Raw genomic sequence first — 20245 nt, forward strand, 5'->3', positions numbered from 1 at the left:
CGCGATTCGCGCCCGGCACGTTCGTACCTTCGGGCCCCGCCCTAACCAGACAGGATTTCCCATGTCCTTTGCTTCCCTCGGGCTCTCCGAGGCATTGGTCCGCGCCGTCGAGGCCGCCGGCTATGCCCAGCCCACTCCCGTGCAACAGCGGGCCATCCCCGCCGTGTTGCAGGGCCGCGATCTGATGGTTGCCGCCCAGACCGGCACCGGCAAGACCGGCGGCTTCGCCCTTCCCGTACTCGAACGACTGTTCCCCGGCGGCCACCCGGACAAGGAGCACCGCCACGGCCCGCGCCAGGCCCGCGTGCTGGTGCTGACCCCGACCCGCGAACTGGCCGCCCAGGTGCACGACAGCTTCAAGCTCTACGCCCGCGACCTGAAACTGGTCAGCGCCTGCATCTTCGGCGGGGTCGGCATGAATCCGCAGGTCCAGGCCCTGTCCCGCGGCGTCGACGTGCTGGTGGCCTGTCCCGGACGCCTGCTCGATCTGGTCGGCCAGGGCAGCGTCGACCTCTCCCACGTGGAGATCCTGGTGCTCGACGAAGCCGACCGCATGCTCGACATGGGCTTCATCCACGACGTCAAGAAAGTCCTCGCCAAGCTGCCGGCCAAGCGCCAGAACCTGCTGTTCTCGGCGACCTTCTCGGCAGACATCATCAACCTCACCAACAAGCTGCTGCACGACCCCGAGCGCATCGAGGTGACCCGCCGAACACCACGGTGGAGCGCATCGAGCAGCGCGTCTTCCGTCTGCCGGCCAGCCACAAGCGCGCCCTGCTCGCCCACCTGGTCACCCAGGGCGCCTGGGAGCAGGTCCTGGTGTTCACCCGCACCAAGCACGGCGCCAACCGCCTCGCCGAGTACCTCGACAAGCACGGCCTGCCGGCCGCGGCGATCCACGGCAACAAGAGCCAGAACGCCCGCACCAAGGCCCTGGCCGACTTCAAGAGCGGCACCATCCGCCTCCTGGTCGCCACCGACATCGCCGCCCGCGGCCTGGACATCGACCAGCTGCCGCATGTGGTCAACTTCGAACTGCCCAACGTCGAGGAGGACTACGTCCACCGCATCGGCCGTACCGGCCGCGCCGGGCGCAGCGGCGAGGCGATCTCGCTGGTCGCGCCGGACGAGGAGAAGCTGCTCAAGTCCATCGAGCGCATGACCCGCCAGAGCATCCCGCAGGGCGACTGGGCGGGCTTCGACCTCAGCACAGTCGAGGCGGAGAAACCCGAGGTCCGCGAGCCGCGCCCGCCGCGCAACGCCAGCGGTGCCGGCCGCAAGGACAAGGGCAAGGACAAGGGGCAGGAAAAACCCCGGGAAAAAACCCCGGAGAAGGCCCGCGGCAAGGAACAGCCCCGGCAGGCCAAAGGCAGCGGCCAGCCGAACCGGCCGGCGCAAAAGGCCAAGGAGCAACCCGCCCGCCAGGCGACGATTCCCAACCTGCCGCCGGATCGCGATCCCGAAGAATTCCTCGACGACGAGGTCGACAACTTCGGCAACCGCGCCGATTACGTCAGTCCCTACCAGAACAAGCAGCAGCGCGGCCGCCGCCCCGGCACGCCTGGCCAGACGGCCGGCGCCAACCGCAGTCAGGGGCAGAACCAGGGCCCGCGCAGTCCGAAGCGCCAGGACCAGGGCTCCAGCCACGGCCAGCCGCGTCGCGCGCCGGTGCCGGCCTACCGCGAGCAACCCCGCGAGGAGGCGCCGCGCAAGCCGGAGCGGCAACCGCTGATCCTGCACAAGGAATCGAAGAGCGACCGCTTCCCCACCCCGGAGCAGCTCGACCAGCTGACCGAACGCCGCCCGCGCGGCGAGAAGCCGGCGCTGCTGACGCGCAACCGCGAGGAGTGAGGCAGCCCCTCCTCCGCCCGCAGAAAAAAGCCGGCTTCGCGCCGGCTTTTTCGTTCTGCACATTGCCTGTGGCTCAATCGATGACGAGGTTCTTCCTGACTTGGCAGCTCACCAGACGGCCATGGTCCGGCATCTTCAGGGACAGGGCGTAGGCGCCCGGCTTGAGGGAGGACAGGTCGGCCTGGAACAGGAAGCCGGACTTCAGGAAGCCGTCCTGCTTGAACGCAGCGGCTACGTCGGGGCGGTCAATCCTGTGGGGAGCTTCGAGGGAATAGGAAAAACTGCCTGAATCCTTCAGGAATACCTGAAGCGTTGCTGGAACCGTGTTGGTGGTGCTGTCCACCGCCCAGCCGGCGAACTCCACGACCCCGGCCCGGACGCGAACCAGCGGGTCCGGCTTGCCGTCGATCGTATCCAGCGAGCATGTATCGGAAAACGCAGTGATGGTCCGGGACGCCGAATCGTCCGGATCGCAGCCGGCGGTGACCGCCAGCACGGCAGCCGACGCCAGTGCGGCGAGTGTTCGTTGAGACAAGGGGGCACTCCTCGAAAGACGCGCGGATTCTCCGTCAAACGCCTCGAAGGTGCCAGTTCGGCACGGCGCGGATCGGCTGTCCGCAAAGCCAGGCTGTGAACCAGGCGGCATTGGCGCACGGCCGGTGCCGCTCCGCCTGGGGAAGCGACACCGGGGTTCCGCAGCGGCCTTCGGGACGCGCCGCTTACTGGCGCACGCCTTCCACCGAGAGGATCAGCTCCACCTCCTGGGAGGCCGGACCGAGGTCCTTCTGGATGCCGAAGTCCTTCAGCTTCAGCTTGGTGCCGCCCTCGAAGCCGGCGCGGTAGCCGCCCCAGGGATCCTTGCCCTCGCCGATGAACTTGGCGGCGATGACCACCGGCTTGGTCACGCCGTTGAGGGTCAGGTTGCCGGTGATGTCGAAGGTGTTCTGGCCGGTGGACTTGACCTGGGTGGACTCGAAGGTCGCCGTCGGGTACTTGGCGACGTTGAGGAAGTCCGGGCTGCGCAGGTGCTTGTCGCGCTCGGCATGGTTGGAGTCGACGCTGGCGGTCTTCAGGTTCACCTGGACCTTGCTCGCTTCGGGCTGGGCGGCATCGAAGCTGAAGCGCCCGTCGAAGTCGCGGAAGGTGCCGTACAGCCAGCTGTAGCCGAGGTGGCTGATCTTGAAGTTGACGAAGGCGTGCTGGCCTTCCTTGTCGATCACGTAGTCGGCGGCCATGGCCTGGCCGGCGCCGAGCAGGACGGAGCCGAGCGCCAGGGCGGCGAGTGTCTTCTTGAGCATGGGAGTCTCCTTGGGGGATTAGCGGGTATCGCGGCCGAGCATGCGGGCCAGGGTCGCGTCACGGTCGATGAAATGGTGTTTCAGGGCGGCCAGGGCGTGCACGACGGCGAGGCCGACCAGCGTCCAGGCGAGCAGTTCGTGCACCTCGCCGGCGACGTCCTCCTGATTGGGCAGGCCGCTGAGCAGCGCCGGTATCTCGAACCAGCCGAACACCGAGATCGGCCGGCCGTCGGCGGTGGAGATCAGGTAGCCGGAAATCATCACGGCGAACAGGCCGAGGTAGAGCAAGGCGTGGCCGGCCCGGCTGCCCAGCCGGGTCAGCGGGCCGTGGCTAGCCAGGGGCGCTGGCGACCGGCTGACCAGGCGCCAGACGAGGCGCAGCAGCATGACCAGAAACAGCAGGATGCCGATGCTCTTGTGCAGGTCCGGCGCCGTGCGGTACCAGGCGCTGTAGTAGTCCAGGCCGCGCATCCACAGGCCCAGTCCGAACAGGGCGAAGACCGTCAGCGCCACCGACCAGTGCAGCAGGATGCTGACCAGGCCGAAACGGAGGGAAGAGTTGCGCCATTGCATATGCGACATTCCTTGGCTCGAGAATGCGCACAGCCTAGCGGCTCACCTATCGATTTAAAGCGGAATTTTTCGCTCTAAAAGATCGAATCGTTCGATATCCGAACGACAAAGCCGGCGCAGCCCTCCTACGGGCGCGCCGGCAGTTCGTCAACGGAACAGGCGGGACAGGCGGGCGAAGAAGCCCTCCTTGCGTTCGCCTTCGACCGGCGCCCGGACCACGCTGGCGGCCGTGGCCGGCGCGGCCGCCGGCTGGTCGAGGCGGGTGATCTGCGGTGCCGGCACCGGCCGGCCCGCGCGCAGCTCGCGCAGCTGCTCGGCGGCGCGCTTGCCGCTGCGCAGGGCGCCCTCCAGGGTGCCCGGATAGAGCGGGTCGGTATGCTCGCCGGCGAATGCCACGCGCTCCAGCGGCTGCTCCCAGAGCCGCCAGTAGCGGCTGATCTGTCCCGGCCCGTAGGCCAGATAAGCGCCGCCGAGACCGCTGTCGCCGCTATAGCGGCGGACCTCGTAGCCGACGAAGGCGCCGCGGGCCTTGGGATAGTGCTCGTGCAAGCGGATCAGCAACTGGTCGGCCACCTGACGGTCGCCGAAGGCCTGCAGCAGGCGGGCGTTGTCGCCGGACAGGTTGACCAGCACGTTGGCACCACCCTTGGTCGCCGGCTCGATCCACAGCATGCCCAGACCCTGGTTGCTGTAGATGTTGCCGCTCAGGCGCGCCTTGCTCTCCCAGACCGGGCTCTTGAACTTCAGCAGCAGCTGGTCGCGCCAGCCGTAGCTGGTGCCCTTCAGCGCGCCGCGGTGCCGCTCCGGCAACGTCGGGGTGAACTGGATCTGCCCCAGGGCGCGCAGCGGCACCGCCAGCACCAGGTAGTCGGCGCTGTAGCCGACGTCCCCGGCCTTGACCGTCACGCCCGCACGGTCCTGGCTGATGGCCGACACCCGCACGCCGGTCTTGACCGCCTTCAGCTCCTTGACCATGGCCTGGGCGAGCACCTGGCTGCCGCCGGGCAGGCGTGCGCCGCGCAGCTCGCCCTCGTCGATGCCGCGGTAGACCCGGCTCTGCTGGGCGAGATAGAGCAGCGACAGGCGCGACGGCTCGTCGTAGTGCGAACGGATGCGCTGGTTGACCAGTTGGCGGGCGGTGGTCGGCAGCTTCAGCTCGTCCAGCCAGCGCGCCGCGTTGCCCTGGTCGAGGGCGAACAGCTTGCGGTCGGAGGCCGGATCGAGCGGGTCCTTGATCGACGCGGCCAACTGGTCGAGAGCCTGCTCGTAGCGCTTCAGGCCCTCGGCGACGGTCGGCTGCTTCTGCGCCAGCTCGGCGGCGCTGAAATAGGTCCCGTCGATCAGGTAGCCGGTGCCGCGCACCGCCTCGGGGGCCGGCTGGGCCTTCAGCTTGAAGTGCGTTAGGTAGGCGTTGAGCAGCGGCTGGAGCTTGGCGCTGCCGACCCATTCGCCGCCGGCCAGGCCGGAGCGGCCTCCGGCGCTGCCGCGGGCCTCCAGCAGGGTGACCTGCCAGCCGTCGCGCTGCAGCTCCCAGGCGGCGGCCAGACCGGCCAGGCCGCCGCCGACGACGATCGCCGTCGGCTGTTTCTCCTTGCCCAGCGCCAGCACGCTGAACAGCCCCATCCCGACCAGTGCGGTCCCCCGCAGCCAGCTCCGCAACATGTTTTTCGCCCCCGATTCAAGGAAATACCGCACACCCCGTGTGCGCGGCGCGGAGCATACGCCAGCGCCCTACTGGCAGCCAGCCACGACGGCCCGGGCAGCAACGCATGGTGCACCTCTGTTAGGCTCTCGCCGATCGTTTCCAGGAGAGTCCCATGAGCCTCAACGCCGACTGGATGCAGCGCGACCTCGCCGTGCTCTGGCATCCCTGCACCCAGATGAAGGATCACGAACGCCTGCCGCTGATCCCGATCCGCCGCGGCGAGGGCGTCTGGCTGGAGGACTTCGACGGCAAGCGCTACCTGGATGCGGTCAGCTCCTGGTGGGTCAACGTGTTCGGCCACGCCAACCCGCGGATCAACGCGCGCATCCGCGAGCAGCTGGACAGCCTGGAGCACGTGATGCTGGCCGGTTTCAGCCACCAGCCGGCCATCGAGCTGTCCGAGCGGCTGGTCGCCATCACCCCGCAAGGCCTGTCGCGGGTGTTCTACGCCGACAACGGCTCCTCGGGCATCGAGGTGGCGCTGAAGATGAGCTTCCACTACTGGCGCAACTGCGGCCAGGCCGGCAAGAGGCGCTTCGTCACCCTGACCAACAGCTACCACGGCGAGACGGTGGCGGCCATGTCGGTGGGCGACGTGGCGCTGTTCACCGACACCTACAAGCCGCTGCTGCTGGACACCTTCAAGGTGCCCAGCCCGGACTGCTACCTGCGCCCGGAGGGGGTGAGCTGGGAAGAGCACTCGCGGACCCTGTTCGCCCACATGGAACGGACCCTCGCCGAGCACCACGCCGAGATCGCCGCGGTGATCGTCGAGCCCTTGATCCAGGGCGCCGGCGGCATGCGCATGTACCACCCGGTCTACCTGAAGCTGTTGCGCGAGGCCTGCGACCGCTACCGGGTGCACCTGATCCACGACGAGATTGCCGTCGGCTTCGGCCGCACCGGGACGATGTTCGCCTGCGAGCAGGCCGGCATCGCCCCGGACTTCCTGGTGCTGTCCAAGGCGCTGACCGGCGGCTACCTGCCGATGGCCGCGGTGCTGACCACAGACGACGTCTACCAGGCGTTCTACGCCGACTACGCCACCCTGCGTGCCTTCCTACACTCGCACACCTACACCGGCAACCCGCTGGCCTGCGCTGCTGCCCTGGCGACCCTGGACATCTTCCGCGACGACGACATCATCGAGAAGAACAAGGTGCTCAGCGCGCGCATGGCCAGCGCCACCGGACACCTGAAGGACCACCCGCACGTCGCCGAGGTGCGCCAGACCGGCATGGCGTTGGCCATCGAGATGGTCGCCGACAAGGCGGGCAAGACCCCCTACCCCTGGCAGGAGCGCCGGGGGCTCGCCGTCTACCAGCACGCCCTGTCGCGCGGCGCCCTGCTGCGCCCGCTGGGCAGCGTGGTGTACTTCCTGCCGCCCTACGTGATCACCCCGGACGAGATCGACTTTCTCGCCGAGGTGGCCGGCGAGGGCATCGACCTCGCCACCCACAGCGCAGTCAGCGTGGCGATGCCGGCCGGCGCGCCGGCCGAGTTCCGCGATCCGGGCTGAGGCGAAGCGCCCTACAGCCGAGGGCCGCCAGCGGTTAAGCTTGCGCTTTTTCCGCCTGTCGAAGCCCGTCCATGCGCCTGTCCCGTTTCTTCATCGATGCCCCCCTGTCCCTCGGCCGCCACGCGCTGCCGGAAGTCCAGGCCCACTATATCGGCCGCGTGCTCAGGCTCGCCGCCGGCGACGCCGTGCAGTTGTTCGACGGCAGCGGCCGGGAATTCGTCGGCGAATTGGTGGAGGTTGACAAGAAGAGCGTGCAGGTCGAGCTGCGCGAAGAACTGGCAGGACTCGCCGAATCGCCGCTGCGCATCCACCTCGGCCAGGGCCTGTCGCGCGGCGAGCGGATGGACTGGGCGATCCAGAAGGCCACCGAGCTGGGCGTCTCAGAAATCACCCCGCTGCTCAGCGAACGCTGCGAGGTGCGCCTGAAGGACGAGCGCGCCGACAAGCGTCTGGCCCACTGGCGACAGATCGCCATCAGCGCTTGCGAGCAGTGTGGCCGCTCGGTGCTGCCGGCGATCCATCCGCCCATGCCGCTCGGTGACTGGCTGGCACATACCGAAGCCGGGCTGAAGCTGGTCTTGCATCCCTTCGCCGAACCCTTGACCGGCCATGCCCGGCCGGCCTCGCTGGCCTTCCTGATCGGCCCCGAGGGCGGCCTGTCCGAGGCGGAGGTGGCGGCGGCGCAGCACGCCGGCTACCAGGCCGCCCGCCTTGGCCCGCGGGTGCTGCGCACCGAAACGGCGCCGGTGGTGGCGCTGAGCGTGGCCCAGCAGCTGTGGGGGACTTCTGAGCAAGCCCGCGCCAGAGCCTGTCCACGCTCTAGCGAGCTCAGGCCAGGCAAGGCGAGATCGGGTGAGGAAGCGGGGTTTACGAGTGGTACATGAGCTTGACTCGCTCCGCTCGCCCCTTCGGGCCGTACCAAAAGTGCGTGAGCCGCAAGCGGCCTGCGCACCCGATTTCAACGCAGCATGGCCGACGCGCAGCAGAGCATGAACAGGCTCTCAGATCAGCCCGGCGTCGGCCAGTTTCTGCTCCAGGCCCTGCAGATCGGGAATCCGCACCACGCCGCCCTCCAGTTGCACCGCCGCCAGCTCCAGCGGCGCCAGCTCGGTATCCGCGCGCGGCAGCCGGGCGTCGACCTTCAGCGAACGCGGGATGCCCTGCAGCAGCAGGGCGAGGAACTTCACCCGCGGACGTCCGCCGAGGGCGTTGAACACCGCCACCCGCGGCGTCGCGCCGAGCTGCGCCCGCCCGTCGCTGGCAGCCTCGAAGGACAGCAGCGGCAGGCGCAGATCGCGCCAGCCGATCTGTCCGAGCATCCAGGGCGGCAGGCCTACCGCGGCCTGCACGCCGCGGTAGGGAACGATCTCGGCCACCGCCACGTTGGGCAGCAGCAGGGTACGGTCGGTCAGCGGCAACAGCAGAGCGGTCAGGCTGTCGATGCCGGTCGGGTTGGCTACGGCTTGCTTCATGGCAACTCCTGCAGGATCGATGCGGCCCAGGTTCTCTCTCCTCATTCGGCGCACTCCTCGGCCAGTCGCTGCACCAAGGCCTCGGCGAGCTCCCGCGGCGTGCCGCTGAGCTGGCTGTAGCCGCCTTCGCGCAGGCTGTCCGGCATGCTCGAACAGGCGCAGCTGTTGGCCCGCTGGGTCCAGATCTCGGCGCCCTGGCGACGCACGTAGGCGGCCGCCGCGGTGCCGTCGCTGCCCATGCCGCTGAAGGCGATCACTCCGCAGCGCGTACCGAACCGACGGGCCAGGTTGATCATCATCTGGTCGATCGACGGGCTGTAGGGTTCGGGCCACGGGCGCTCGGCGATCAGCAGCGCGCCATCCTCGGCGAAGCCCAGCTCGTTACGGATCGGCGCCACCACCACCTCGCCGCAGTTCAGCCGCTCGCCGTGGCGGGCGGCAACGACCTGCCACTGGCTGTGCCGGCCGACGGCCTTGGGCAAGGCCGCTTCGAAGGAGGCATCGATGTGCTGGGCATAGAGGAAGGCCACCGGCAGGCCACCGGGCAGCGCATCGAGAAACGCCTTGACCGCCTCCGGGCCGCCCAGCGAGGCGGCCAGCAGCCAGACCTGCTGGGGCGGCTGGCCGACCATCAGCGGACTTTCGCGCAGCGACGCCGGTAACGGCAGCCGGCTCGGGCGCTGGCCCTCATCGAGCAGCGCTGCGAGGGTCGGTCCGACCGCCGCGGCCGGATCGCGCACCAGACGCTTGAGCTTGCCGATCAGTCGCCGCTCCCAGCGCGGATAATGTTCCGAATGGCGCTCCGGCGCCTGTCCCTGGCCGAACAGCACCGGCACCTGACTGTTCTCGAGCAGTTCGTCGAGCAGCGGCGTATCCTCCAACTGGGCCAGATCGACCAGCCAGAGATCCGCCGCGCAGGAAGCCAGACTCTCCTCGTCCAGGCGCGTCGGGTCGCTGTTGAGCACCACCTCGTAGCCGTTGCCGACCAGTGCCTGCTGCAGCACGTGACGCTGCAGCGAGGTATCGGCGATCACCGCGATGCGCGCGCTCATCGTGCTTCGGGCTCCCGGCCCAGGCGGCGAATGGTTTCCAACAGCAGCGCCTCCTGATAGGGCTTGCCGAGGTACTCGTCGACGCCCAGGGCGAGCGCCCGCTCGCGGTGCTTGTCGCCGGTACGCGAGGTGATCATGATGATCGGCAGGTCCTTGAGACGCTCGTCGTGGCGCACCCGCGCGGCCACTTCGAAACCATCCATGCGTGGCATTTCGATATCCAGCAGCATGACGTCCGGACGCCGCTCCTGCAGCTGGGCCAGGGCATCGGCACCGTCCTTGGCGGTCATGCAGTCCATGCCGTGGCGCTCCAGCAGACGGCCGGTGACCTTGCGCACGGTGACCGAGTCGTCCACCACCATCACCAGCAGCGGCCGCTCCTTCTCGGCCTCGGCAGGCGCCAGAGCGTGGACCGGCGCGCTCGACTGCAGCCCGGCCAGACGCTCGCGCAGGGTCGCCAGCAGGTCGAGAATCACCACCACCCGGCCGTCGCCGAGGATGGTCGCGCCGGAGATCCCCGGCACCACGGCGAACTGCGGGCCGAGGCTCTTCACCACGATCTCGCGGGAGCCGGCCAGGCCGTCCACCTGTACCGCCACTGCCTGCTCGCTGGAGCGCAGCAAAATCACCGGCAACGGCATGTGCTGGCCGGCGAGCTTGGGCTGCTGGCCGTTGTCCAGCAGCTCGCCGAGATAGCGCAGCTCGTAGCGCTTGCCGGCGTACTCCAGACTCGCCTGCTCCGCCTGTCCGCCGGCACGGCGCGCATAGAGCACCTCCAGCTCGCGGGGCGGCACCCGCACGATGCCCTCGATGGTGTTCAGCGGCACCGCATAGAGGTCTTCGCCGGCGAGCACCATCAGCGCGCGGTTGACCGACACGGTGAACGGCAGGCGGATCAGGAAGCGGGTTCCGGCACCGGGAGTCGACTCGATGCTCATCGAGCCGCCGAGCTGCTTGACCTCGGAATGCACCACGTCCATGCCGACGCCGCGTCCGGAAATCTGCGTGACCCGGTCCGCCGTGGAAAAGCCCGCCTCGAGGATGAACTGCAGCACCTCGTGATCGGACAGCTGTGCGTCGGGCTTCATCAGGCCACGCTCGACGGCCTTGCGGCGCACCGCCTCGAGGCGGATGCCGCCGCCGTCGTCGGCGAGGGTGAGCAGGATGTCGCCGCCTTCGCGCAGCAGGTCCAGGCGGATGCTGCCCTGCTCCGGTTTGCCGGCGGCACGGCGTGCTTCGGCCGGCTCGATGCCGTGGTCGATGGCGTTGCGCAGCATGTGCTCCAACGGCGCGACGAGGCGCTCCAGCACGCTGCGGTCCATCTCGCCCTCGGCGTTGCCGACGTGGAATTCGACCTGCTTGTCCAGCTCGCCGGCGACCTGCCGGGCCACCCGGCGCAGACGCGGCAGCATACGGTCGAAAGGCACCATGCGGGTGCGCATCAGGCCTTCCTGCAGCTCGGTGTTGACCCGTGCCTGCTGCAGCAGCAGGGTTTCCGCGTCGCGGCTGCGCGCCGTCAGGGTTTCCTTGAGGTCGAGCAGGTCGGACGCCGACTCGAACAGCGCGCGCGACAACTGCTGCAACTGCGAGTGGCGGTCCATCTCCAGCGGGTCGAAGTCCTCGTAGCCGGCCCGCTCGGCCTCGGCCTGGTAGCGGCTGAGGATCTGCGCCTGGGTCTCGGTGTCGAGCCGGCGCAACTGATCGCGCACCCGCTCGATGGTCGACTCCATCTCGGCCAGGGTGAAGCCGATGTCGCTCACCTGCTGCTCGACCCGGCCGCGGAAGATCGAGGTTTCCCCGGCCAGGTTGACCAGGCTCTCGAGCAGATCCGCCGGAACCCGGACCATCTCCTGCGGGGCGCGCTGGGCGGCGGCCTCCCGCGCGGCCTCGGCGGCCCGTTGTACGAACGGCAGGACCTTGCCTGCCGCGGCACCGGCCGGGGCTTCGCTGGCGGCGAGCAGCAGCCCTTCGGCCGGCTCCGGAAGCGCCGCGGCCGCCGCCATGGGTAGCTCGACGCTGGCGGGCTCCGCCTCGCCGAGCAGGTCCGGACGCTCCGTCTCGACGGCTTCGGACGCCGGCTCGGCGATGGCCTCAGCGGCAGCCTCCGGCGCCGGAATACCGGCGCACCAGTTGCGGATCGCCGCGATCAGCGCCTCGCCGTCCTGCAGCGGACGCCGCTCGCGTACCGCCTCGAGCATCCCGGCGAGCCTGTCGTGGCAGGCCTGCAACAGACCGGAGAGCGCCGGCCCGGCCGTCAGACGGCCATTGCCGAGCCCTTCGTAAAGGAACTCCAACTCGTGGGCGAGATCGCCGATCTGGCGGATCTCGGCCATCCGCGCGCCCCCCTTGAGGGTGTGCAGGTCGCGCTGCAAGGCCTCCAGAGCGGGGCGGTCGGCGGCATCCTCCAGCCAGCGCTGCAGGGCGACGCCGGCGCTTTCGAGGATGTCGGAGGCCTCCTCGAGGAAGATTTCCACCAGTTCGGGGTCGCACTCCGGAGCGAGGAAAGCCTGAACCGGTTGCAGGGGCGCTGGCGCCACGGCAGCCTCGTGCGGCGCGTCCTGCCCTGCGGAGAAGTCGAGCGGCGGCAGGTCGAACGCCGCGTCGAGGGATTCGGCAAACGACGGCTCCTCGCCGGACGCCTCGAGGGCGACCGGCTCCAGCACCCCGGCAACGACACCCCGAGCTTCGGGGCTGACTGCCGCGGCCTGCCGGCGCCAGCCCTGCAGGGCCTGCACCAGATCCTGCGGATCGCCCAGCGGTAACCGGGCCTGCAGCCGCTCGACGAGCAGCGCCAGCCGGTCGTGACTGCGTTCGAGCAGCGCGCCGAGGCCGGCCAGATCCGGGCGGGCATGCGCCAGCAGGTCTTCGTAGAGGTACTCCAGCTCATGGGCGAGATCGGCGATCGGTGCGACGCCGGCCATCCGTGCGCCGCCCTTGAGGGTGTGCAGATCGCGCAGCAGGGCGGTCAGTGCCAGGCTGTCCTGCGGCTGGCGAAGCCAGCGCTGCAGCGTCTGGGCAGAGCTTTCCAGCAGATCGAGTGCCTCCTCGAGGAACAGCGCGGCCAGTTCGTCGTCGACCTCGCCGGCGCCCGCCAGGACCTCCCCGGCCATTGCAGCCGCCGGCTCGAACGGCATCGGGATCGGTTCGGCATCCGCCAAGGTCAGGACGGACGGCTCCGCGGCCAGCGGCTCGGACCGCAACGGCGCAGGCTCGCTGCTTGCCGGCTCGGTCGGCTCGGTCGGCTCCTGCGCGAGCAGCTTCGCTGCGGCGAGATCCGGCGCTTGCAGCACCGGGACGGCAGCCGCGCTCTCCGGCACGACAGCCGCCAGGTCCGGAGCCTCGACCGGCTGGCTCTCCGGCGGCTTAGCGGCGGCCGGTTCGCTCGGCACGGACGCCGGCTCGGCGATTTGCGGTTCGATAAGATCCAGCGTCTGCAGCGCCGGGATGGCGGACTCGTTCTCCGATGCCTCGGTCGGCAGGCTCTCCGGCGACTCCGCGGCAGCCGGCTCGTCCGGCACGGATGTCGGCTCGGCAATTTGCGGTTCGACGAGATCCAGCTCGACGAGCTCCCATGCTTGCAACGCCGGGCTGGAGAACTCGTTTTCCGGCATGGCGACCGCCGGCTGCGGCGTCTCGACCAGCAGAGACTCGCATGCTTCGGCGATGGCCGGCTCGGGCTGCGCGGGCAGCGGCTCGGCGATCTGCGCCTCGGCCCCGGTCGGCTCGAGACGCGCCACCGCGTCTTCCTCCGGCACCGGCGACTGCGGCTCTGCCGGCGTCTCCAGCAAGGCCTGCAGGGCGGCCACGCGCTCGGGCTGCGGACTCACCTCCAGGGCGGCGGCAACCTGGTCGAGCATGCCGATCAAGGCCTCGTGGGCGGCCTCAGCCTCGTCGAAGAAATGCTCGTCGAGGCTCAGGCACCCGGTCCGGACGGCACCGTACAGGGCCAGCAGGGCCTGGCAGAGCGCGTCGATCTGCGGCAGCTCGGCCTGCCGTGCGCCGGCGCCCAGGGTCTCCAGCTCGCCGAGCAGCGCGCCGAGGGCCGGTAGCTGGTCCGGCTGGGTCCGCCAGTGGCGCAGCAGGTCCTCGGCATCCAGCAGGGTATCCATGTCCTCGACGAGGAAACGCCCGATCTGCTGCGGATCGCGCGTGGTGCCGTGATCGTCCTGCCAGCTCTCCTTGGCTGCCTCGAGACGCTCCTGATGCAGCCGCCTGACTTCGGCGAGGAACGCCTCGCTGCCCTCGATGGGGGCCAGCGGCTGGCTGTCCAACTGCGCCAGGCCGCGTTGCAGCAGCCGGGCGGCGCGCTGCAGCAGCTCGACCTCGGCCAGGTCGATGAGGATCAGGTTGGTCTTGTATTCCTTGACCAGCCGCTCCAGCGGCATGGCGATGTCCGCGATCGGCAGGAGACCGGCCATGTGCGCACTGCCCTTGAGGGTGTGCAGGGCGCGCTGCAGGTCGTCGGTAACGGCCTGCGGCAGCTCCCGGTCGCAGGCGTCGAGGAAGCGGTCGAGAGTCTGCAGGTGAGTCGCCGCCTCGTTGCGGAAGATTTCCAGCAATTGCACGTCGAGCTCGTCGCCGGCCGGCTCGGCCTCGGCGGGGACGGTCGGCTCCTCGCCGAGCGCCAGGGCATGGGCAGTGGCTGCCAGGCGATCGACATCGTCGCGCTGGCGCTGCGCCTTGGCGGCGAACTCCTCGACCAGCACCGGCATCAGCGCCAGCACCTCGGCCACCACCTGCTGCACCGCGGCACCCGGCTGGATGCTGCGGTCGAGCACACGGTTGAGCAGGTTCTCGATGGACCAGGCGAGCTCGCCGATGATCAGCGCGCGGACCATGCGCCCGCTGCCCTTGAGGGTGTGGAAGGCGCGGCGGACTTCGATCAGCGCCTCCTTGTCGGCGGTGTCGGCACGCCATTGCGGGAAGTATTCGCCGAGGGTTTCCAGCACCTCGCCGGCCTCCTCGATGAACACCTCCAGCAGGTCCTCGTCCACCAAGGCCTCGTCCGCCGGTGGCGGCAGCAGGCTCGGCGGCACCTCGCCGGCCGGCGGATTGATCGCCTGCACGGGGGCGGCCAGGACCTCGGCCAGCGTCACGGGCGGCGCATCGGGCGCATCGGCCGGCGTACCCTCGGCGGCGAGCGTAGCGAGCGGCCCCGGCATTTCCGCCTCGGCCGCCGCCGAAACCGGGAGATCGGCCTGGGCAGCGGCCGGCTCGTCTTCGGGTTCCGGCTCGGGAAGGGCCACCGCCACGGTTGGCGCCGTAGCCGCAACGACGGCGTGCACGGGCGGCGCGCTGTCGCGATCGAGAATCGAGGGTTTTGCCACCAGCGGATAGCCGAGACTGGCCAGGCTTTCCTCGGCCACATCGAGCAGCCGCTCGCCGGCGCTGCCGTGATCCTCGCTCAGGCGCTCGAGGTAATATTCGATGCCGGTGATGGCATCGGCCAGGGTGTCCAGGCTTTGCCAGTCGGGCACCACCCGGCCGACCAGCAGCTGCTCCTGGATATAGCGGTTGCAGCCGTCGATCAGCGCGCTCGCGCGGCTCAGCGGGATCATCGACAGACCGCCGCGGACCTGGGTCAGCAGTACCGGCACGCGCTGCAGGTGCTCGTGGTTCCACTGCGAGGCGATGAATTCGATGATCGCGTCCTTGGCCTGCTCCAGCCCGGTACGTGCCTCCTTGATCACCATCTGGTGGATCTGCGCCACGTCGGTGGTGGGCAGAAGGTTCTCTTCGCGGCTGCGCTCCTCGGCCGTGCCGACCATGCCGGCGAGGGTCGCCTCGACGTACAGCAGCGCACCGGCGACATCCATCAGCACGGCGTCGCTCGGCTCCTGCTGGCCGTGGGCCAGATTGCGGATGCTCTCGAGTTGGTCGACGACGATCTTGCGCGGCTGGCCGAAACCGAGCACCCCGAGGGTATCGCCGACCTGCTTGAGCGGCGGCAACAGGGCCTCCAGTTCGGCGAGCTGACGACGATCGCTGCGCACGAAGAGGTCGAGACTGTCCTTGACGCGCACCAGCTCCTCGCAGAGGGCGGCAACCACCGAACGCATCGCGTCGCGGTCCGGGCCGGCCAGGCGCGCGCGCTCCTCGTCGACCACGCTGCTGTTAGGCAATGCCTCGTCGAGCCGGTAGCGCGCCCTCAATGCCTGCAAGCGCGCTCCGCCGGCCGGTGCCTTGGCAGCATAGAACAGCAGGCCTCGAAGCAGCTCTTCCGGCGCCGGCTGGTTGATGCCGTCGACGCCCAGTTCCACCAGCCGCTTCAATTCCTTCTCGACCTGGCGCAGCAGGTCGCGTAGCGCACTGCTGTGTTCGACGCTGCCGTCGCTCAGCCCCTCGACCAGCGCGGCGGCGATCTCCCACAAAGGCCCGAGCGGCGCATGGCGGCACAGGCTTTCCAGGCGGGCGAAGACTTTCGCCAGGTAGCCCAGATTGGTAGCCACGTCCTGGCCGCGGATGACCCCGACCAGTGCCAGTTGCAGCATCTGTCGCAGCTTGCGCAGCAGGACCGCGGTCTCCGGGGTGCGCAGCGCGGCCAGCGCCGCCTCCGAGAGCGGCGCCGGGCAGCGCAGGTCCGGCGCGAACAGGCTGGTTTCCGAGAGCAGGCCCTCGCCACGGGCGGCACGCAGGTCGTTGAGCAGCGGCAGCACCACCAGCGGCAGGTCGCGGCGCGCCGTCTGGATCCGCTCCAGGTAGACCGGCAGCTGCAGGATCGCCTGCATCAGCACTTCCAGCGCCTCGCCGCGGTCGCTCGTGCGGTCGTCCAGCATGGCCTGGGCGAGCTGCTCCATTTCCTCGGCGAGCAGCGCCGCGCCATAGAACTCGACCATCTGCAGGGTGCCCTGCACCTGATGGATATAGGCCAGGCAGAAGCGTATCCGCGACAGATCCTGCGGGCTCTCGACGAAGGCCTCCAAGGCATGTCGGGCCTGTTTCAGGGTCTCCGCGATCTCGCCCTTGACCCATTCCAAGGCGACATAATCGTGCCGATCACCCATAGCGACTCCAGTCAACGTGAACTACCCCCTGCGGGTGAAGGCCAGTACCAGAGGGTCGGCCACCGGCACCAAGTCCGGATGCTGCCAACCGACCACCTCGCCCACTCCCACCACCAGGAGACCGCCCGGTGCCAGGCGCTCGGCCAGCCGGTTGAGGATCTCGCGGCGACGCCAGCGACGAAAGTAGATCAGCAGGTTCTGGCAGAAAATGACGTCCATGCCGGACATCGGCGCCTTGGCCAGGTCCAGCACGTTGAGCCGGGTGCCGCATACGCGCGACGCCAGCCCCGGCTGAATCCTGTAGCGCCCGTCCGGGTGGGCGATGAAGTAACGCTCGCGCAGCTCCGCCGCCAGGCGCTCCAGCTTGGCCGCCGGATACAGCCCGCGGCCCAGCCTTTCCAGGGCGCTGCGGCTGATGTCGGTGGCCGTGACGCCGAAACGCTCGGCCGGAGCCACAACCTCGCCGCCGAGTACCTCCATGGCGGTAATGGCCAGCGAATAGGGCTCCTCGCCCGTGGAGCAGCCGACGCTCCAGAAGGCCCAGGGGCGCGCTACGCCGTCCTCGGCCAGGCGGGCACGCAGGTAACGCTCGAGCAGCGCGAACGACGGCGCATGACGGAAGAAGCAGGTTTCCTGGACGGTCAGGCGGTCCAGCAGCTGCAGCCACTCCACCGCGCCGCGCGGCCCGTCGATGACCCTCCGGTAGTAGCTGGCATAGTCGCACAGGCCCAGCTCGCCCATGCGTGCGCTCAGACCGATCTGCAGGAAACGCCGGCGCTGCTCGTCGAGCACCAGGCCGCAGCGCTGCTCGAGCAGGCGCTGCCAGTCGCGGAACTCGGCCGCGGACATCTCGGCCGAGGTCTGCATCGCCCAGGCGCTTCTTGGCTGTATAGCCCGAATTTCGTTCATGCGCACCCGGCGGCCCACGCGGGCCACCGCCTCTTCATCGGTTCGGAGCCGGTCTGGTGGCTTAGAGCGTGTCCGCGGCTTCCGGCAGGGTGAAGCCGGATACCGACTTGCGCATCTCGCTGGCCAGCTTGGCCAGGTTGCCGATGCCCATGGCGGTGGCGCTGGTGCCAGCGGAGGTCTGCGAGGTGATCTCCTGGATCACGAACATGGTGTTGGAGATGTGGCCGGCCGAGGAGGCCTGCTGGCGTGCCGCGTTGGAAATGTTCTGGATCAGCGCGGCGAGGGTCTTGGATACTTTCTCGATCTCTTCCAGGGCGACCCCGGCGTCTTGCGCCAGGCGGGCGCCGCGCACCACTTCGGTGGTGGTCTGCTCCATGGAGATCACCGCCTCGTTGGTATCGGTCTGGATGGTCTTCACCAGCGCGCCGATCTGCTTGGTCGCCGCCGAGGAGCGTTCGGCGAGGCGCTGCACCTCGTCGGCCACCACGGCGAAGCCGCGGCCCGCATCGCCGGCCATGGCCGCCTGGATCGCGGCATTCAGGGCGAGGATGTTGGTCTGGTCGGCGATGTCGTTGATCAGGCTGACGATGTCGCCGATCTCCTGCGACGATTCGCCGAGGCGCTTGATCCGTTTGGAGGTGTCCTGGATCTGCTCGCGGATGTTGTCCATGCCGGTGATGGTGTTGTGCACCACCTCGTTGCCCTTGTTGGCGATGGCCACGGAGCGTTCCGCCACCGCCGAGGACTCTGCGGCGTTCGCCGATACCTGGTCGATGGACACCGCCATCTCGTTGACCGCCGCCGAGGCGCCGGCGATTTCCTGCGCCTGGTGCTCGGAGGCCTCGGCCAGGTGCATCGCGGTCGCCTGGGCCTCCTGAGCGGAGCTGGACACCTGCTGGGCGGTCTGGTTGATGGTCGCGACCAGGTCGCGCAGCTGGTCGATAGAGTAGTTGATGGAATCGGCGATGGCGCCGGTGAAGTCCTCGGTCACGGTCGCCGCCACGGTCAGGTCGCCGTCGGCGAGATCGGCGATCTCGTCGAGCAGGCGCAGGATCGCGGCCTGGTTGCGCTCGTTCTTCTCCGCGGTCTCCAGCAGGCGCTGGCGGGTACCTTGCACCATGACCAGGGCGATCATGACGATCGCCGCCACCATCAGCACGACCAGCACGTAACCGGCCACGGAGGTCAGCTCACGCTCGTCGGCCAGCCCTTCCAGGCTGAGGGCCAGGGTCTTGGCCTTGTCCAGCAGGGTCTGCGACGTAGCGAAGACGGCATCCACCGATTCACGCACCTGGAGCAGCTCCGGAGACGCCTCGAGGATTTCATCCACCGAGCCGGTGACGAACTGGAACAGTTCGGCGATCCCGCTCAGGCGCTCGAGCACCTTGGGATCACTGATCTTGACGATGCCCTGGGCCGGGTTGCCATAGCGCATGCCATTGAGCACACGCCCGAATTCGCCGGTGTCGTCGCCGAAGCGGTTGGCGGCCTCGATCGAGGCCTTGCCGCCGGCGAGCACCATCTTCACCGAGGCGAGAATCCGTTCGGCCAGCAGCTCCTGGCGCTGGGCCAGGACCACCTGGGAGGCCGGGGCGCCGCCGGCCACCAGGCTCTCGACCACCTTCTGATACTCGTCCTGCAGCTGCGGCACGGTTTCGGCCAGGGTCGCCGCCACCGTATGCAAGGACAGGATGGCCTTCTGGCTGGCGAGAATGGTGGCACTGCTGGTCTTCAGGGTGTCCCAGTCGGCCTGTACCGCATTCATCGTCTCCTGCACCGAGAAGGGGGTCGGCGGCAGGCCGGTTTCCTCGTCGCCATTCTTCAGGATGTCCCAGCGCTTCTCGAAGTCCATGCTGGACTCCTTGAGCAGGGCGAAGGCCGGGCCGTTGCCCGCCGCCGCCTCACCGGCGTTGGTCGCGATGCGCTGGGACAGGACGCGCAGCTCGCCGGCGTGGGCGATGTATTGCTGGTCGTGGACCGCCTGGGTGTTGAGGTAGGTGAAGATGGCGAACAGCAAAATGATGGAAACGATCAGGATCACGAAGAATCCGGCCAGCCAGGCGCTGCTGCGCAGGCTCATCCATAGAGAGTCCGTATTGTGTTTTTGCATGCTCCACCCCTGTCTTACCCTGCAGAACGACAGTCCCCTGTACCGTCGATGAGCCGGCCAGTAACCGACCCGACATTAAGTGGCGCCCACTCGGCGCGCCATGAAAGCAAGGTTGCGCACCTTGCTGCCCGGGTCCGTCCAGCATGGTCCCGGTTTGTTCGGAAACAGACGGGCGTCCGGCTCAGTGCCGCGACGCCACGTCGAGAAAGCCGGCATCGCGCGCCAGCGTATGCGGGCTGAACACCAGCCAGGGCTGCTCGCACTGGAACACGCCGAGAATGAACGGCTGGATCGTCGCCTCCAGCGGCGGCAGCCGCTCGGCGAAGGTTTCCACCGGAAAGTGCTGCAGACCATAGACTTCGTCGACGATCAGTCCGGCGAACACCTCCTGGCAATCCACCACCAGCACCCGCCGCTGCTTGCGCAGGGTCGCTGCCTCGCGGCCGAAGAACTCGCACAGATCCATGATCGGCAGCAGGCGCCCGCGCACGTTGGCCACGCCTCGCACCCAGCTCTTCACCCCGGGCAGCGGGGTGTAACGCGGCTCGTGCAGCACCTCGCCGACCTCGCCCATGGAGGCGACGAACAGCCGCTCGCCCATGCGGAAACCGATGCCGCTCCAAGTCTGGGTCGTCTCCTGCTGGGCAGGCAGCACGGACGCCAGTGCACGGCAGCGCTGGTCGATTTCGAGCAGAAGTTGGAAGGGCGTGTCAGCAGGCGACATCCGGGCTGTGCCTTAATGTGCGGGGCAG

The 20245-nt window shown here is 69.0% G+C and carries 11 protein-coding genes and 2 pseudogenes; 3 read left to right on the forward strand and 10 right to left on the reverse strand.

The window, feature by feature from the left end; all coding sequences use genetic code 11:
• Positions 1 to 61 precede the first annotated feature (61 nt).
• A pseudogene (rhlE2, locus tag Atro_RS11990) lies at positions 62 to 1851 on the forward strand (RNA helicase RhlE2).
• A gap of 73 nt (positions 1852 to 1924) precedes the next feature.
• Here the strand turns inward: rhlE2 and Atro_RS11995 are convergent.
• From Atro_RS11995 to Atro_RS12010, 4 genes are all read right to left on the reverse strand, one after another.
• The gene (locus tag Atro_RS11995; RefSeq protein WP_497922549.1) at positions 1925 to 2386 is read right to left on the reverse strand and encodes a hypothetical protein; all 462 of its coding nucleotides are present in this window, start codon (positions 2384 to 2386) and stop codon (positions 1925 to 1927) included.
• Positions 2387 to 2570: 184 nt separating this feature from the next.
• Positions 2571 to 3149: a YceI family protein gene (locus Atro_RS12000; protein ID WP_497922551.1), complete on the reverse strand. Its 579-nt coding sequence runs from the start codon at positions 3147 to 3149 to the stop codon at positions 2571 to 2573.
• An 18-nt stretch (positions 3150 to 3167) separates the two neighbouring features.
• Positions 3168 to 3722 (reverse strand): cytochrome b, encoded by a 555-nt coding sequence (locus tag Atro_RS12005; RefSeq protein WP_497922552.1) that lies wholly within the window; start codon positions 3720 to 3722, stop codon positions 3168 to 3170.
• A gap of 147 nt (positions 3723 to 3869) precedes the next feature.
• Positions 3870 to 5384 (reverse strand): flavin monoamine oxidase family protein, encoded by a 1515-nt coding sequence (locus tag Atro_RS12010; protein WP_497922554.1) that lies wholly within the window; start codon positions 5382 to 5384, stop codon positions 3870 to 3872.
• 155 nt (positions 5385 to 5539) lie between these two features.
• Between Atro_RS12010 and Atro_RS12015 the strand changes: the two genes are divergently transcribed.
• Together Atro_RS12015 and Atro_RS12020 are read left to right on the forward strand one after the other, a co-directional pair.
• A complete protein-coding gene (locus Atro_RS12015) occupies positions 5540 to 6946 on the forward strand; it encodes an adenosylmethionine--8-amino-7-oxononanoate transaminase (protein WP_497922555.1) in 1407 nt (468 codons plus the stop codon).
• A gap of 71 nt (positions 6947 to 7017) precedes the next feature.
• Positions 7018 to 7728 (forward strand): annotated as a pseudogene (locus Atro_RS12020) (16S rRNA (uracil(1498)-N(3))-methyltransferase); the annotation flags it as partial.
• Between the two features lie 219 nt (positions 7729 to 7947).
• On the opposite strand, the gene Atro_RS12025 reads toward Atro_RS12020, so the two are convergent.
• The 6 genes from Atro_RS12025 to Atro_RS12050 all read right to left on the reverse strand — a co-directional run bounded on the left by Atro_RS12025 (position 7948) and on the right by Atro_RS12050 (position 20217).
• On the reverse strand, positions 7948 to 8418 hold the full coding sequence (locus Atro_RS12025; RefSeq protein WP_497922558.1) for a chemotaxis protein CheW: 471 nt from the start codon (positions 8416 to 8418) through the stop codon (positions 7948 to 7950).
• A gap of 41 nt (positions 8419 to 8459) precedes the next feature.
• The gene (locus Atro_RS12030; protein ID WP_497922560.1) at positions 8460 to 9470 is read right to left on the reverse strand and encodes a chemotaxis protein CheB; all 1011 of its coding nucleotides are present in this window, start codon (positions 9468 to 9470) and stop codon (positions 8460 to 8462) included.
• Entirely contained in the window at positions 9467 to 16474 is a 7008-nt protein-coding gene (locus Atro_RS12035; RefSeq protein WP_497922562.1) for an Hpt domain-containing protein, read from the reverse strand. The genes Atro_RS12030 and Atro_RS12035 overlap by 4 nt, the downstream gene beginning before the upstream one ends.
• A gap of 21 nt (positions 16475 to 16495) precedes the next feature.
• Positions 16496 to 17365: a CheR family methyltransferase gene (locus Atro_RS12040; protein ID WP_497927673.1), complete on the reverse strand. Its 870-nt coding sequence runs from the start codon at positions 17363 to 17365 to the stop codon at positions 16496 to 16498.
• Between the two features lie 79 nt (positions 17366 to 17444).
• The gene (locus tag Atro_RS12045) at positions 17445 to 19493 is read right to left on the reverse strand and encodes a methyl-accepting chemotaxis protein (RefSeq protein WP_497922564.1); all 2049 of its coding nucleotides are present in this window, start codon (positions 19491 to 19493) and stop codon (positions 17445 to 17447) included.
• 181 nt (positions 19494 to 19674) lie between these two features.
• Positions 19675 to 20217, reverse strand: a complete 543-nt coding sequence (locus Atro_RS12050) for a chemotaxis protein CheW (protein WP_497922565.1) — start codon at positions 20215 to 20217, stop codon at positions 19675 to 19677.
• Positions 20218 to 20245 lie beyond the last annotated feature (28 nt).

It is taken from the genome of Azotobacter tropicalis, assembly GCF_059739045.1.

What these genes read in the sequence shown, in the direction of transcription:
- Atro_RS12035 (WP_497922562.1), bottom strand. Translation starts at nt 16,474, where the DNA reads ATGGGTGATCGGCACGATTATGTCGCCTTGGAATGGGTCAAGGGCGAG.
- Atro_RS12000 (WP_497922551.1), bottom strand. Translation starts at nt 3,149, where the DNA reads ATGCTCAAGAAGACACTCGCCGCCCTGGCGCTCGGCTCCGTCCTGCTC.
- Atro_RS12045 (WP_497922564.1), bottom strand. Translation starts at nt 19,493, where the DNA reads ATGCAAAAACACAATACGGACTCTCTATGGATGAGCCTGCGCAGCAGC.
- Atro_RS12005 (WP_497922552.1), bottom strand. Translation starts at nt 3,722, where the DNA reads ATGCAATGGCGCAACTCTTCCCTCCGTTTCGGCCTGGTCAGCATCCTG.
- Atro_RS12025 (WP_497922558.1), bottom strand. Translation starts at nt 8,418, where the DNA reads ATGAAGCAAGCCGTAGCCAACCCGACCGGCATCGACAGCCTGACCGCT.
- Atro_RS12030 (WP_497922560.1), bottom strand. Translation starts at nt 9,470, where the DNA reads ATGAGCGCGCGCATCGCGGTGATCGCCGATACCTCGCTGCAGCGTCAC.
- Atro_RS12050 (WP_497922565.1), bottom strand. Translation starts at nt 20,217, where the DNA reads ATGTCGCCTGCTGACACGCCCTTCCAACTTCTGCTCGAAATCGACCAG.
- Atro_RS12015 (WP_497922555.1), top strand. Translation starts at nt 5,540, where the DNA reads ATGAGCCTCAACGCCGACTGGATGCAGCGCGACCTCGCCGTGCTCTGG.
- Atro_RS12010 (WP_497922554.1), bottom strand. Translation starts at nt 5,384, where the DNA reads ATGTTGCGGAGCTGGCTGCGGGGGACCGCACTGGTCGGGATGGGGCTG.